Raw genomic sequence first — 15,408 nt, 5'->3', positions numbered from 1 at the left:
TCGTAGCGTGTGTGACAACGTTGTCAATGCGGTGTCCGAGATGGTCACGGCGGGCGTTCACGACTCGGTTTGGTTAGGGTCGTTTGAGCCCTTTTCCCCCGACGACGAGGACCGACATGACGCGGATCGACGACGACGTCGCTCTCGAAACGGCGCTGGACCCGCTGGTCCTGGCGTTGGACATCGGTTCCACCGCGACCCGGGGCGGTGTGCATGATGCGTCGGGCCGCCGGGTGCACGGGCTGCAGCACAAGGTGCCGCACGCCTTCCTGGTGGCGCCCGATGGCACCTCGGTCATCGACCCGGAGCAGGTGACCACCGAGGTTGCGCAGATCATCGACACGGTGACCGCCGACCCCCGGCTGGGGAGCCGCATCGCCGGCGTGGCGATGGACACCTTCGCCGCCTCGCTGATCGCCGTCGACGCGGACGGGCGGGCGCTGAGCCCGTGCCTGACCTACGCCGATTCCCGCAGCGCCGGGGCGGTCACCGCGCTGCGTGAGGAGCTCGACGAGCACGCGGTGCAGCAGCGTACCGGCACCCGGCTGCACACGAGCTACCACGCGCCGCGCCTGCGGTGGCTCAGGACCGCTCAGCCGCAAGTGGTTGCCGGGGCTGTGTTCTGGTGGTCGCTGGGTGAGTACGTCTGGGCCCGGCTGATCGGGCAGCCGCTGGCCGGGACGTCCACGGTGGCGTGGACCGGGTTGCTCGACCGCCGCACCGGTGAGCTCGACGCGGAGCTGCTCGCGGCCGCGGGTGTGGGTCCCGAGCAGTTCTCGCCGCCGCGGGACATGACGGATCCGGCGCCTTCGGTGGCTCCGGGACGCTGGCCGGCGCTGACCCGGGCGGTGTGGTTTCCCGTCATCACCGACGGCTTCGCCAGCAACATCGGGGCCGGGGCAATCGACTCGACGGTGCTGACCGCGGCGACGGCCACCAGTGGCGCGCTGCGGGTGCTGCTCGACGGTCCGGCTGATCCGCTGCCGTTCGGTCTGTGGAACTACCGGGTCGACGCGGGCCGCACCCTGCTCGGCGGGGCGATCAACGATGTCGGCCGGGCCGTGAGCTGGGCGCAGAGCACGTTGCGTCTGAGCCCTGACGTCACGTCGGCCCTCGCGACGCCGCCGGGTGAGGCCACACCGCTCGTGCTGCCCTACCTGACCGGTGAGCGCGCGCCCGGCTGGGTCGGTGAGGCACGGGCGGTGTTCGGCGGGGTGTCGGCGGCCACGGATGCCGACACGCTGTTCCGCGGGATCGTCGAGGGGGTGGCCATGACCTACGCGCGGGTCGCCGACGAGCTGCGCCCGGCCGCACCGCAGATCCTCGAGGTCGCGGCGGCGGGCCGGGTCAGCAACGACCAGCCCGACTGGTTGCAGATCCTGGCCGACGTGCTCGAACGTCCGGTCACGCACGTGACCCGGCGCCGCGCCACGCAGCGGGGCACGGCGCTGCTCGCGCTCGACGTCCTGGCGCCGGACGTCCCGCGGGCGCCCCGGGTCACCGGTTCGACGTACGAGCCGCGGCCCGCGCACGCCGGGTACTACGCGGAGCGGCGAGCCCGGTTCGGCGAGATGTACGACGCGCAGATCCGCGGTTGAGGGGCGAGCATCAGAAGGTCGCGATCGGGTTGACCGGGCTCCCGGACGTCCCGGCGAAGCGGACCGGGGCGACCGCGAGCTGGAAGTCCCATTGTCCGAGCTCGGCCGCCATCGCCGCGCACGCCTCCAGGTCGCAGTTGTCGAGCAGCCACAGGCCCATCGCGACCAGGCCCACGGCGTGAACGGGCATCAGCACGTCGTCGAACCCGGACGGCTGAACGTCCTGCGGGGTGTCGGCGCCGATCAGCGCGACGCCCCGTTCCCGCAGCCACGGCAGGCACGACGCGTGCCAGCCGGCCTGCGTGAAACCCACGGTCGCCCCGGTCTCGTGCCGGGCGCGCCCGTAACCGGTCCGAAGGAGGACGGCGTCACCGGACCGCACCCGTACGCCCTGACGGCGCTCGGCCCGCTCGAGATCGTCGGGGAACACGCCCTCCCCCGGCTCGAGCCACGGCACGTCGCGGACCTTCGCGACGTCCAGCAGGACACCCCGCGTGACGATCCCGTTCGCCGCGGCGGTGACGGCCGCCCACGCCGACCCCGTTGCCGCGTCGACCAGCGAGTGCGGCCGCCCGTTGTACATCCGGCCGTCCCAGAACAGGTGGCAGGGCGAGTCGAGGTGGGTGAGGGTGTTGCCGTGGAACGAGAGGCCGAGCCGCTCCGACGAGAAGCCCCAGTGCCGGTCGGCGTGGAAGGCGGCCGGCATGTTCTCCGCACCCGGCATGTCGGCGGCGCACGGGCACGTCGTCGTCGACCGTTCCATGTCTTCCGGTACGCCGACCTCCCACGCGCACGACACACTCCGGCCGTGGCGTACGGCCCGTGCCGCCGCCAGCCGCACGTCGTCGGTGATGTGGTTCAGGGTGCCGAGCTCGTCGTCGTCACCCCACCGCCCCCAGTTCGACAGCGTGTCGAAATACGCGAGCACGTCGTCCTGCGCGGTCATCGGCTCCTCCGGTCACACGGTTGGCGGCACCGCCGGCAGGCTATACCGCGTCGCCGACCTCGGAGCGGACGCTGACGATCTCGCTGTCCACGTCCAGCCCGGGGTAGTAGTCGAGCAGCCCGGGCAGGACATCGGCGGCCCCGGCGAAGCCGTCCTCACGGGCCTCCTCGTCGGACGACCCCCTGCGGGATGACCTCAGTCGTGCTCCATCGTCAGCGACGTGCGACAGCTGAACGCGTCGACGGGCCGCAACGCCTCGCCCTCACGGCTTCACTCGGTGAACATCGTACAAGAATGTATCTTGTCGAACCTTTTGGCAGCGAGGTCGTCCTTGTCGATCAGGAAACACGCGTAGTGGAACTCGCTCTCCGTGGAGAACTGGGCGAGCGGCACCCACTGCCGTACCAGCCGCTCCTCCTCTTCGTGCTCCAGGCGCCGCCATTCGTCCTGGGACATCTCGGGGTTCGCCCTGCGCTGCCCCTCGCCGTAGACCCCGGCCATCTGCGAGTGCGGGCTGTGCCCACTGCCGATGTTGCGGCCGTACCCGCCGAGTTGGAGCGTGCTGTGGTGGTTCGGCCTCTCCTCCGGCCAGAGCTGCTCGACGACCTCGCGCAACTCGTCGAGGTGCTTCAGCGAGCCGAACAACTCCTTCACATCGGCCGTCGCGAACTGGACGCCCCGACCCTCGATCCACTCCGGCAACTCTGGCCGCACCCGCGCGACGATCCAGTGCTCGGGGATGAGGAACGGAATGGTCTCCTCCATGTAGGTCGACCTGGAGTCGTGGCCGGGCGGCGGCGCCGCCTCCTCGGTCTCCGTGCCCGCAGGAACGTACAGAACCCGCGAGTAGTCGGTAGTGGGGTACTCCTCGATGTCTTCCTCGTGGTGCAGGAAAAACAACAGCGACCCGTCCTCCGGCAGACCGAGCCCCTCGGCCCGAGGAAGAGCCGCACAGTCGACAGACCCGATGAACGGCAACGGGGAGCTACCCCCCGGCCATTCCACGCCCACCGGTAACCGGGGAAGGCCGCCGACCTGACCGACGACTTCGCCCTCACCCGTGCTCAGCCAGGTCCAGACCCCGAACCGGATCAGCTCGGCGAACTTGCCGATCTCGTCCTCGGGAATGCCCCGATCGACTGCGGCACTCCGGAACTGCTCATAACGATCCATGACAGGGATGATCGCAGATCGTGTGACACCGTTCTTGCAGCACGGTCCTATTTAGACGGAGTCGAATTCCGACACTCACGCCGATCCACTGCGGAACCGCGGAAGTGCTCGTATCGATCCATGCCGCGGCGTCGCAGAAGTGCTTGGGCGGCCCGCCACCAGGGCGGCCTGATCAGCCGGCGGGATGCCGGCGGGTGTGGTCGGGTGAGGCACAGAGGGCCTTGTCCAGGAGTGTGTCGACGGCGGCGAAGACCACAGCGTAGTCAGCGCGCAGGTCCGGCGTGACCGCCACCGTGACCTGCCGGCGCCTGTCCTGCGTGGAGAACGACCAGGTCTGGTACGTCAGGGTTCCGCCGTCGTTGCCGTACACACGGGTTCCGCACGGGGTGTCGCGCCAGGCCAGACCGAGCCCGTAGGAGCCGCCCGCGACTCCCGGGGTTTTCATGGCGGCGAGCAGGTGCGGCGGGAGCAGACGGCCGCCCAGCAGCGCGGCGAAGAACTCGTTGAGGTCCCTGGTCGTCGAGATGATCTCCCCGGCCGCACCGAACACCGACGGATTCGCCCGCGTGAAGTCGGTCAGCACCACCTCGCCGTCGCGCAGTGCCGGCACGTAACCGTGCGGGTGCGGCCCGGGAATCCCCGGTGACGTCCCCGGCATCGAGGTGCCCCGCAAACCCAGCGGTCCGATCAGCCGGCGTTCGACCTCCTTCCCGTACGCCCGGCCGGTCACCTTCTCGATGATCAGGCCGAGCAGCAGGTAGTTGGTGTTCGAGTACGCGTACGCCGAACCCGGATCGCCGGACGTCGGCGGGTGGGCCACCGCCCGCTGGACGAGTTCGGCCGGGGTCCACGTCCGCAGGCGGTTGCTCAGGAACTCCGGGTCCGGCGGCATCGGCAGCGTCTGCACGTAGTCGAACAGGCCGCTGGTGTGGTTGAGCAGCTGTCGCACGGTGATCCGTCGGCCGCCGGGGACAACACCGGGCAGCCACGATTCCACCGTGTCGTCCAGCCGCAGCCGGCTCTCGCCGACGAGCTGCAGAACTACGGTGGCGACAAACGTCTTCGTGATGCTGCCCGCCCGGACGCGGCCGTCGACCGGCACTGCCCGCGTTGTGCCCAGCTCGGCGACGCCGCTCGCGCCTCGCCACCGGCCGTCCGGGCCACGCGTTTCGGCCAGCGCGCCGACCGTACCCGCATCCACAATGGCGTCGAGCAGCTGCTGCAGCCCGGCGCGGTCCTTTGTCGGTGCCGCCGGGGCAGCGCCCGGGGCCGCCATCACCGCCGACACCGTCATCGCGATCACCATCGACCGATGTCCCCGCATCATCCGACCTCCTCGAAAGCTGTGCCCTTACCGGCCCTGATCACGCTAGGGAGGCACGCGTCCGGAGAGGACCCGGCTGACGGCCGTCTTTCCCTGGGGGATTTCCCCCGGAGTGGTGCCGGCAGGAGTACGGTGAGCCTTGGTGTGCCGGGAAGTCTGGTCGGCGGTCATATTCGCGTCGGCCGGTGAGGACTTCCCATGAACGATTCAGCGCTGCACACCGTCAATCTGACCAAACGGTACGGCTCTGTCACGGCTGTCGACGAGCTGTCACTCGACGTCCCCGCCGGTGAGGTGTTCGGCTTTCTCGGGCCCAACGGCGCCGGGAAGTCCACCACCATCCGGATGCTGCTGGGCCTGGCCCGCCCGTCGGCCGGCCGGGCCTGGGTGTTCGACACGGATGCCGCCGATGTCGCCCGCGCGCACCGCCTGCTGGCGTACGTGCCGGCAGATGTGGCGTTGTGGCCGAGCCTGACCGGCGCGGAGATCCTGCACCTGCAGGCCCGCACCGGTTCGGGAACGGACCTGGCCTATCGTGACGAGCTCGTGGAGCGGTTCGCGCTCGACACCACCAAGCCCGCCCGCACCTATTCGAGCGGCAACCGGCAGAAGGTGGCGCTGGTCGCGGCGTTCGCCACCCGGGCGCCGCTGCTGGTGCTCGACGAGCCGACCAGCGGCCTCGACCCGCTCATGGAGCGCGAGTTCCGCACCGCCGTCGCTCAGGCCCGTGAACGCGGCCAGACGGTGTTTCTCAGCTCGCATCAGCTGTCCGAGGTGGAGTCGATCTGTGATCGCGTGGCCATCCTGCGGGGCGGCCGGCTCGTCGAGATCGCCGCCCTGGACCAGCTACGAGGTTTGCACCGTGCCGAGGTGACCGTGTCCTACACCGGTGCGCCGCCTCCGGGCCTGGACACGATTCCCGGCGTTGATGCGGTCGAGCAGGTCGGGGCGGGCCGGTTGCGGTTCTCGCTCATCGGCAGTCCGGCACCGGCCTTGCAGGCGCTCGCCGCCGCCGACGTCACCGCGCTGGCGATCCGCGAGCCCACCCTCGAGGAGATCTTCCTCGACTACTACGGCGCCGCCGAGGGCACACGATGAACCCGGCTGGAGGGGCCGTCACGCGGCTGGCGGTACGCCAGGTGCGCCGCAGCGCACTGATCACGCTGGGTCTGGCGGCGACCATGCCGGCGTTGGTCGTGGCCACCTACACCGGCGTCATGGCCGATCCGGGCGCGGCGGGCAGCATCGCCGCACTGGCCGCCAATCCCGCCATCCGCACCCTCTTCGGTGAACCGGTGGCTCTCGACCAGGCCGGTGGGTTCACGGTGTGGCGGGTCGGCACCTTTGTCGCCGTCCTGCTCGCCGCGTGGGCGATCCTGGTGACGACCCGGATCACCCGCGGCGAGGAGGACGCCGGCCGGTGGGATGTGCTGCTGGCCGGCCGGGTGCCGCTGCGGGCGGTCGTGGCCCGCCATCTCGCCGTCGTCATGACCGTCCCGGTCGCTGCCGGGGCCGCGGTGACGGCCGTACTGATCCTGGCCGGTACCGATCCGGCCGGCGCCGCGGTGCACGGTGCGGGTCTCGGCGCGCTGGGGCTGTTCTTCGTGGCCGTTGCCGGACTGACGGCGCAGGTGTTCCCGGCGCGGGCGGCCGCGACCGGCTCAGCCGTGGCCGTACTCGGCGCAGGACTGCTGATGCGCATGGTCGGCGACGGCCTCCCCGAAGTGGGATGGCTACGCCGGCTGTCACCGTTCGGGCTGCTGGCCCTGAGTGAGCCGTACGGGCAGAACCGCGTACTGCCGCTGCTGATCCTGTTCACCGTGGCGGTGGCGCTCGCGGGTACCGTCCTCGCCGCCGCCGGCCACCGGGACGTCGGGGGTGGGCTGGTCGCGGCTGCCTCCGGTCGCCGGCCGCGCCTGAGGTTGCTGGCCACCGTGGAAGGGTTCGCGGTGCGGCGCCTGCTGCGGCCGTTGACCGGGTGGGCCCTCGGCATCGGCGCCTACTACCTGCTCATCGGCTTCACCGCGAGGTCGGTCACCGAGTTTCTGGCCGACAACCCCGCCTTGGCCGACGAGGCGGCCCGAGCGGGGTTCACCGGCCTGGGTGCGGTCGAAGGATTCGCCGCGACCCTGTTCGCGTTGCTCGCTCTGCCGGTCGGCGGCTTCGCCGCGGTCCGTGTGTCCGCGTTGGTCGCCGCCGAGACCAGCCGGCACCTGACACTGCTGTGTGCCCAGCCGGTCAGCCGGTTCCGTCTGCTCACCGCGAAGCTCGCGGCCACCACCGGCGGTGCGCTCGTCCTGATCACGGTGGCCGGGGCAGCCGTCTGGGTGGGTGTCACCGCGACCGGCGGTGAGCTGAGCCTGCCCGCCGCCCTGGCCGGAGCCGGCAACACGCTGCCCATCGTGCTGCTCAGCCTCGGTGCGGCCACCTTCGCGGCCGGCTGGGCGCCGCGGGTGGTCGCGATCGCCGGGTCCCTGCCCGCCACCGGCGGATTCCTGCTGCTGGTGATCGCTGAGAGCATCGGCGCACCGGCGTGGGTCGCCGGGCTCTCACCCTTCGCTCACCTGGCACCGGTCCCGCTCATCGGCGTCGACGGGGCCGCCACGGCGACCATGACGGCGCTCGCCGCCGCCCTGATCGTGGGAGGTGCCCTCGGTTACCGGCGGCGTGATCTTCAGGGGTGAGGCGTCGTCCGGGTGGTGCCGGTGTCCTGCTGATAGACGTCCGGGATGTCGTCCCGGTCGGCGTCGACGTTCTCGGCTTCGTAGAGGCGCCGGTAGGTGCGGTTGCGAAGGCGCAGGAGGACCGTGGCGAGCAGGGCGGCGGCCAGCGAGCCGGCGAGGACGGCGACCTTGACGTGATCGTCGCGGTCGCTGCCGATGCCGAAGGCGAGCTCTCCGATGAGCAGCGACACGGTGAAGCCGATGCCGGCCAGCACAGCAAGGCCGAACACGTCGATCCAGGCGAAGCCGGTGTCCATCTTCGCCCGGGTGAAGCGCGTGGTCAGCCAGGTCGCGGCGGTGATGCCGATGGGCTTGCCGACGACGAGGCCGACCATGATGCCCACAGCCACCGGGTCGGTGAGGGCCGAGCCGAGACCGCTGAGCCCGCCCACGGCGACACCGGCGGACATCAGCGCGAAGACCGGCACGGCGACACCCGCGGAGATCGGCCGGAAGCGGTGCTCGAAGTGCTCCGCCAGGCCCGGACCGGCCTCCGGGCCGCCGGCCTTGCGGCTGCGCAGCACCGGCACCGCGAAGCCCAGCAGGACCCCGGCCACGGTCGCGTGGACGCCGGAGGCGTGCATCAGCGCCCACGCGGCGAACGCCAACGGCAGGAGCAGCCACCAGGACCGCACCCGGCGCTGGACCAGGACGGTGAACAGCCCCAGCGGCACCAGCGTCGCCAGCAGGGGAAGAACGGACAGGCCGGAGGTGTAGAAGACGGCGATGATCACGATGGCCAGCAGGTCGTCGACCACGGCGAGGGTCAGCAGGAACGTGCGCATCGCGTGCGGCAGGAACCGGCCGATCACCGCCAGCACGGCCAGCGCGAAGGCGATGTCGGTGGCCGTCGGGATCGCCCAGCCCTTGCCCTCTCCCCCGCTCGCGCTGAGATTGATCACCGCGTAGAGCGCGGCGGGCACCAGCACACCGCCGACCGCGGCGGCGATCGGCACGGCCGCCCGCCGCGGATCGCGCAGGTCGCCGGCGACGAACTCCCTTTTGAGCTCGAGCCCGGCGACGAAGAAGAAGATTGCCAGCAGTCCGTCGGCGGCCCAGGTCGCCACGGACAGGTTCAGGTGCAGCGCCTCCGGGCCGAAGGTGAACCCGCGCATCGCCTCGTAGCCGCCTGACCAGGGCGAATTGGCCCAGACCAGGGCGACGACCGCACCGGCCAGCAACAGCATCCCGCCGATGGTCTCCTTGCGGAGGACATCGCCGATGCGGCGGGCCTCCAGCCAGGAACCGCGGCCGAACAGGCGAGGGCTGTGGTCGGGGGCGTCAGACACAGGTGTGCTCCAGATTTCAGGGTCGGGTAGGACGTTGCCGACCAGACTTCCCGGCGCACCTGGCGACAACCCTACCGGACGTCAGTTCCCCCGCTCGGCGGTCAAGCGGAAAGGAGTGGCAGCAGCCCCGCGGCCGCTATCCCGCCGGCGGCGGCCACGGCAGCCGTCGCGACGGTCACCCGCCACCCGAAGGCCTTCCCGACCATGATCATTCCTGGGAGGCTCACCGCCGGCAGAGTGACCAGCAGAGCGCCGACACCACCGAGGGACAGCCCGGCCAGAGCGAGACCCTGGGCGATCGGGATCTCCCCGGCCGTCGGGATGACCAGGGCCGTGCCGACGAGGGCCGCCACCAGCACGACCAGCAACCCGGAGCCCTCACCGAGCGGGAACAACCAGCCCCGGAAAGCACCGATCAGCATGACGACAACGAGGTACTCCGGCAGCAGGATCACCGAGGACCGGAGCAGGACGCTCAGGTACCGGCGCACCGACGGAGGCGGGTCGTCGGCATCCTCGGCCGCGGAGGCCGCCGAGGCCGTCGAGGCCGCGGCGGCAGCCGGTGCTCGCCCGTCGGCCAGCCAGGAGACCAGTGCCGCCCCGCCCACGACCACGAGCACACCGACCACCAGCCGGGTCGCCGTCCTCTGCCAGGGCGCCACCAGCAGCAGGAACACCAGCACAGCCGGGTTGAGCAGGGGGTTACCCAGCCAGTACGCCACCACCGCCGCCGTGGAGACACCGCGGCGCTTGAGTCCGACCGCGACCGGCGCCGTGCAGCACGCACACATCATCGACGGGGTTCCGGCCAGCCCGCCGGCCATCGCCGACCGCAACCGCCCGGGCCGGTTCAGCACCCGCACCAGCCAGGTCTTCGGGATCAAGGTCTGCAGGGCCGCGCTGATCAGCAGGGCGGCCAGCAGAGCACGCCAGACCGCCTTCCCGTACGCCCAGGTGAAGCTGGTCGCGGCCGACCAGGACGGCGCGTCCCCGGGCTGCACTCCGCCGGCACGCAGCACGTCGGCGCCGGCCCAGCCATGGCTCGCGGCCAGCCCGGGAACCTTGGCCGCATAGGGCATCCACTTGGCCCACGCGAGCAGGGTCACCGTGAGTACCGACGCGGCGACCACGCCCATGACCAACCGCGCCGGTCTGCCGACAACCTCCACAGGACCTCCCATGATCCGCACACGCCGCGGCGCGCGTACCCGGCGGGCCCGCCCGCAAACGGCCGGGGCTCAGGCGGTCAGGTCGAGAACGACCTTGATGTCGCCGGGGCGTGCCTCGAGGGCCTCGGCAAAACGTTCCAGGGGCACTCGCCGGGTGATCAGGCGGGACAGCCAGCCGGCATCGGCCCTGGCCAGCGCGCCGGCCGCGGCGGCGTAGTGGCTCAGGTTGGCGTTGACCGAGCCCACGACGACGTCGTTCTCCAGCACGATGTCCCGGTTGGCCGCGCCGATGTCCACCGAGATCTTGCGTCCGACCGAGGAGACACCGGTCAGGCAGACGATCCCGTACGAGGCTGTGCTGTTCATCGCCTCGAACACCACACTCGACACGCCGGTGGCTTCGATGATGATGTCCGGCTTGGCCCGGGCGGCGACCTCTCCGATGCCGGTGGAGTGGTACTGCGCGCCCAGGGCACGCACCGCCTCAGGCTTCGGCCCGTCGGTGTCCAGGTCCAGCACGTGCACCTCCAGACCACGTTGCACGCCCAGCAGAGCCGCCAGCAGCCCGATCGGGCCCGCCCCGGTGACCAGGACGCTGCGGGGTTCGAACCAGGATCGCGCCCCGACCTTCTCCACCTGTTCCCAGGCCTTGGCCACCACGCTGGCCGGCTCCATCAGCATGCCGACCTGCTCCAGCCGCGGATCCAGCTTGACGGCGTACCCGGTCTCGACCGTCCACAACCGGCTGCCGTACCCGTCGATCTCCTTGATGCCCCGCTCGGTGTACCGGCCGTTGCGGCACATGTCGAACTCGCCGTGCGCGCAGGCTCCGCAGGGCTCGGGGTCCGGGCGGCGGACCACCCCGACGACCAGATCACCGGGCGCGAAGCTGCTGTCCGGCGGTGCGGTGCGGACCCGGCCCAGGGACTCGTGGCCCAGCACCAGGCGGTCGCGTCCGGGCGGCGCCCACCCGTACTCCCCGGCGACGATCTCGCGGTCGGTGCCGCAGACACCCAGCGCCAGCCCTTCGACCAGCATCTCCCCCGGACCGGGTACGGGATCGGGAACCTCCCGGACGTCGGCGGAGTTCGCCACCAGGGGTTGGACGGTCAACGCAAGCATCGGTCTCCTCTACGACTGGCCCCACCGATCACACCACGGGATCAGCCCACGGGCACCCGGGGCGCCTGCTTCGTGGTGACCCCCGGCCTCCACCAGTTCCAGCGGCCGAGCAGGGACATCGTCGCGGGCAGGAGCAGGCCGCGCACGACCGTGACGTCGAGCAGGACGGCCACGGCCATGCCGACGCCGATCTCCTTCACCGCGACCAGGTCACCGACGACAAATCCGAGGAAGACAACACCGATCGCCAGGGCAGCCGTGGTCACGACCGGGCCGGTGGCGGTGATCCCGGCCAGCACGGCACGGTCGCTGGCCGCGCGGTCGGTGGACGTCCGCCGGTCCCACTCCTCCTTGATCCGGGCCAGCAGGAAAACCTCGTAGTCCATCGACAGGCCGAAGGCGAAGACGAACAGCAGCAGCGGCGTGGTCAGGTCGAGCGCACCCCACGGCTCGAACCCCAGCAGGCCCGCGGCCCACCCCCATTGGAAGACCGCGACCAGCACACCCATGGTCGCCGCCAGCGTCAGCAGGTTCATCACGATCGCTTTGACCGGTACGACAACCGAGCGGGTGAGCGCGAACAGCAGCGCCCCGGTCGCCAGCACGATGATCGCCAGGGCGAGGGGCAACCGTCCGGCCACCGATCGTTTCGCGTCGACCAGTTCCGCCGCCGGCCCCGCCACCAGGACGGGTGCGGGCGCGTCGAGGGCCCGCAGCCTCGCCACCAGCCCCTGGGCCTGCTCGCCGTCCGCGGTCCCGCTCGGCACCACGTCGGCGACGCTCACCCCCGGCGGCAGGTCGGAGCGTACGAACACATCGGATACGCCGGGCTGGCCGCGTACCGTGTCGAAGAACTGTGTGAGGCCGGGACCGGCCGGATCGGCCTCGACCACGATGGTCAGCGGCGCCTTGGGCGGGTCGGCGAACCGGCCCTGCACCGCCTCGTAGGTCTGCCGCGCCTCGCTGGATCTCGGCAGCGCACGGACGTCGGAGTTGGCGAACTCCACGAAGAACAGCGGCGTACCCAGGGCCAGCAGGCCGAGGGTCGCGGTCAGGGCTACGGCTGCCGGCCGGCGCTGAGCGAACGCAGCCAGCCGCGCCAGGACGTCGGTGCCGCGACGCGGCCGGGACCGCCGCGCCGGGATGCGCCGGTGAGCGACCGCGATCAGCGCGGGCACGAGTGTCAGCCCGGTCGCCGTGGTCAGCGCGACGACCAGCGCCCCGCCCATCGCCATCGCGGCCAGCAACGGGTCGCCGAACGCGAACAACCCCACCAGCGCCGCGGTGACAGCGGAGCCGGACACCAGCACCGCCCGGCCGGCGGTGGCCACCGTACGGGCCAGGAGCTCGACCAGCGGCGCCCGCGCATCGGCGGCGCGCTCCTCCCGGAACCGGGCGATCATCAGGAGGCTGTAGTCGACCGCCAGCCCGATCCCGAGCAGGGTGACCACGTTGACCGCGTAGTCGCTGACCGGCAGGAAACGGGCCAGGCCGGTCAGGGCCAGCAGCGTGGCGGTGACCGCGCCCAGGGCGGCAGCCAGCGGCAGCAGACCGGCCACCAGACCCCCGAGCACCACGACGAGCAGGAGCCCGACGCAGACCAGGGCCACGGACTCGCCGACAGCGGCGTCACGCACGGCCTGGTCGCCGAACTCCCGCTCGGCCAGCAGCTCGCCGCCGATGAGAATCTCGGGGGCGTCGATGCGCCGCAGGGCCGCGCTGACCCGGTCGGCGACCCGCAGCGCCTCGTCGTCGCTCAGGCCCGGCTTCAGCTCGACGGTGACCAGTGAGCTCTTGCTGTCGCGGGAGATCTTGCGCGACGCGGTGGTGTAGGAATCCTCCACCTCGGCCACACCGGGGATGTCGCGGATCTCGAAAGCGATCCGGGTGACGCTGTTGACCAGGTCGGTGGCGCCGACATCGCGCCCGGAGACAACGGCGACGAGCCGCTCACCCTCGGGCGACACCTTGTCCAGACGGTCCTGCGCCACGGTGGCCGGAGCACCCTCGGGCAGAGTGTCGATCGTCTGCGTCCGGTCGTAGACGCTGCCACCGAACACCGCGCCGGCCAGCGCGACCACCACCCAGACGGCGATGACCAGCAGACGTCGATCGTGGACCGTACGACCGAGCGCAGCGAGCATGACGGCCTCCTGACCGGCACCGGGAGGGACCGCCGCGGCACATGCAATCACCGCGGACCGCGACACGCAAGCTCGAAACAGGTGGATTGAAGAGGGACGAGTGGGGTAGGCGCGTGCAGCTCGCACGGCTGAGGAGAGTTCATGACGACAGTCACCCCGCGCCCGGTGGTCACGCGGCCGTATCCCGTTCGGCGGCAGGTCAGAGGTTCGGCGGTCGCGCGGGTGCTGCGGACCACCGATGCGAAGCAGATCGGGATCATGTACATGATCTCGGCGTTCGGCTTCTTCATGGTCGGCGGGCTGATGGCGCTGATCATGCGGGCCGAGCTGGCCCGGCCGGGGATGCAGGTCCTGTCGCCCGAGCAGTACAACCAGCTGTTCACCATGCACGGCACGATCATGCTGCTGTTCTTCGCCACACCTATCGTGTTCGCGTTCGCCAACTATCTGGTCCCGATCCAGATCGGCGCGCCGGATGTGTCGTTCCCGCGGCTCAACGCGTTCGCGTACTGGCTCTACCTGTTCGGCGGGCTGATCGCCCTCGGCGGATTCCTGACCCCCGGGGGCGCGGCCGACTTCGGCTGGACGGCGTACACGCCGCTCAGTGACGCGCAGCATTCACCCGGGGTCGGCGGCAACATGTGGGTCGTCGGCCTGGCGCTGTCCGGTCTGGGCACCATCCTCGGTGGTGTCAACATCATCACGACGATCCTGACGCTGCGGGCGCCGGGCATGACGATGTTCCGGATGCCGATCTTCACGTGGAACATCCTGATCACCAGCCTGCTGGTGGTCATGGTGTTCCCGTTCCTGGCCGCGGCACTGTTCGCGCTGGCCGCCGACCGGGTCCTCGGCGCGCACGTGTTCGACGTGGACACCGGCGGGCCCCTGCTGTGGCAGCACCTGTTCTGGTTCTTCGGCCACCCCGAGGTGTACGTGGTGGCGCTGCCCTTCTTCGGGATCGTCACCGAGGTCATCCCGGTCTTCAGCCGCAAGCCCGTCTTCGGATACAAGGGCCTGGTCGGCGCGACCCTGCTCATCGGCGCGCTGTCGATGAGCGTGTGGGCGCACCACATGTTCGCCACCGGGCAGGTGCTGCTGCCGTTCTTCAGCTTCCTGAGCTTCATGATCGCCGTACCGACGGGCATGAAGTTCTTCGTGTGGATCGGCACGATGTGGCGTGGTCAGATCAGCCTCGAGTCGCCGATGCTGTTCGCGATCGGCTTCATGGTCACCTTCCTGCTCGGCGGGCTGTCCGGGGTGCTCCTCGCGGCCCCGCCGATCGACTTCCACGTCCACGACAGCTACTTCGTGGTCGCACACTTCCACTACGTGCTCTTCGGCACGATCGTGTTCGCGGTGTTCTCGGGGATCTACTTCTGGTTCCCGAAGATGTTCGGCCGCAAGCTCGACGACCGGCTGGGCAAGCTGCACTTCTGGCTGACGTTCCTCGGCTTCCACATGACGTTCCTGGTCCAGCACTGGCTCGGGGCCGAGGGCATGCCGCGGCGCTACGCCGACTACCTGCCCGACGACGGCTTCACCGCGCTCAACACCTTCTCCACCATCGGCTCGTTCATCCTCGGCGCCTCGACCCTGCCGTTCATCTACAACGTGTGGAAGTCGTACAAGGTCGGGCAGCTCGTGACCGTCGACGACCCGTGGGGCCACGGAAACTCACTGGAGTGGGCAACCAGCTCCCCGCCGCCGCTGCGCAACTTCGACAGGATGCCGCGGATCCGTTCGGAACGCCCGGCCTTCGACGCGAAGTTCCCGGAGCTGGCCGCCGGCGACCAGTCACCGGCCGGCCCGCCGGAGGGCGGCGCACGACCACTCTCGTCGGAGTCCGACGGCGGCGCGACGTACCGCGAGGACCCGGACCGGCGACTCGATCAGTGACCGGGGCAGACGTCCGCCGCA

At 70.8% G+C, this 15,408-nt stretch carries 11 protein-coding genes; 4 read left to right on the top strand and 7 right to left on the bottom strand.

Going from position 1 to position 15,408, the window contains the following annotated elements; all coding sequences use genetic code 11:
• The first annotated feature begins 116 nt into the window (after positions 1-116).
• The gene (locus AFR_RS14410) at positions 117-1,598 is read left to right on the top strand and encodes a gluconokinase (RefSeq protein WP_023361205.1); all 1,482 of its coding nucleotides are present in this window, start codon (positions 117-119) and stop codon (positions 1,596-1,598) included.
• A 10-nt stretch (positions 1,599-1,608) separates the two neighbouring features.
• Here the strand turns inward: AFR_RS14410 and AFR_RS14405 are convergent, their stop codons facing one another.
• The 3 genes from AFR_RS14405 to AFR_RS14395 form a co-directional block, all read right to left on the bottom strand.
• On the bottom strand, positions 1,609-2,544 hold the full coding sequence (locus AFR_RS14405) for a cyclase family protein (RefSeq protein WP_023361204.1): 936 nt from the start codon (positions 2,542-2,544) through the stop codon (positions 1,609-1,611).
• Positions 2,545-2,814: 270 nt separating this feature from the next.
• A complete protein-coding gene (locus AFR_RS14400) occupies positions 2,815-3,717 on the bottom strand; it encodes a DUF1963 domain-containing protein (RefSeq protein WP_023361203.1) in 903 nt (300 codons plus the stop codon).
• Positions 3,718-3,889: 172 nt separating this feature from the next.
• Positions 3,890-5,044, bottom strand: coding sequence for a serine hydrolase domain-containing protein (locus AFR_RS14395; protein ID WP_023361202.1), 1,155 nt, complete (start codon positions 5,042-5,044; stop codon positions 3,890-3,892).
• A 195-nt stretch (positions 5,045-5,239) separates the two neighbouring features.
• Between AFR_RS14395 and AFR_RS14390 the strand changes: the two genes are divergently transcribed.
• A complete protein-coding gene (locus AFR_RS14390) occupies positions 5,240-6,139 on the top strand; it encodes an ABC transporter ATP-binding protein (RefSeq protein ID WP_023361201.1) in 900 nt (299 codons plus the stop codon).
• Complete coding sequence (locus AFR_RS14385; RefSeq protein WP_023361200.1) at positions 6,136-7,725, top strand: ABC transporter permease; 1,590 nt, start codon at positions 6,136-6,138, stop codon at positions 7,723-7,725. Before AFR_RS14390 ends, AFR_RS14385 begins: the two co-directional genes overlap by 4 nt.
• Here the strand turns inward: AFR_RS14385 and nhaA are convergent.
• From nhaA to AFR_RS14365, 4 genes are all read right to left on the bottom strand, one after another.
• On the bottom strand, positions 7,716-9,023 hold the full coding sequence (nhaA, locus tag AFR_RS14380) for a Na+/H+ antiporter NhaA (RefSeq protein WP_238547361.1): 1,308 nt from the start codon (positions 9,021-9,023) through the stop codon (positions 7,716-7,718). The two genes, AFR_RS14385 and nhaA, sit on opposite strands and share 10 nt — an antisense overlap.
• Positions 9,024-9,154: 131 nt before the next feature.
• Positions 9,155-10,234: a permease gene (locus tag AFR_RS14375; RefSeq protein ID WP_041842194.1), complete on the bottom strand. Its 1,080-nt coding sequence runs from the start codon at positions 10,232-10,234 to the stop codon at positions 9,155-9,157.
• 57 nt (positions 10,235-10,291) lie between these two features.
• Positions 10,292-11,344 carry a glucose 1-dehydrogenase gene (locus AFR_RS14370; protein ID WP_023361197.1) on the bottom strand — a complete coding sequence of 351 codons (1,053 nt, stop codon included), beginning with the start codon at positions 11,342-11,344 and terminating at the stop codon, positions 10,292-10,294.
• A gap of 41 nt (positions 11,345-11,385) precedes the next feature.
• Complete coding sequence (locus AFR_RS14365) at positions 11,386-13,488, bottom strand: MMPL family transporter (protein ID WP_023361196.1); 2,103 nt, start codon at positions 13,486-13,488, stop codon at positions 11,386-11,388.
• Positions 13,489-13,629: 141 nt separating this feature from the next.
• Here AFR_RS14365 and ctaD point away from each other — a divergent pair, with 141 nt between their 5' ends.
• Positions 13,630-15,387 (top strand): aa3-type cytochrome oxidase subunit I, encoded by a 1,758-nt coding sequence (gene ctaD / locus AFR_RS14360; protein ID WP_023361195.1) that lies wholly within the window; start codon positions 13,630-13,632, stop codon positions 15,385-15,387.
• Positions 15,388-15,408: the final 21 nt, after the last annotated feature.

This window comes from Amorphoplanes friuliensis DSM 7358, from assembly GCF_000494755.1.
Classification (GTDB): Bacteria; Actinomycetota; Actinomycetes; order Mycobacteriales; family Micromonosporaceae; genus Actinoplanes; species Actinoplanes friuliensis.
The sequence above is the reverse complement of the archived record's forward strand: the minus strand, read 5'-3'. Positions and strand labels throughout refer to the sequence as shown.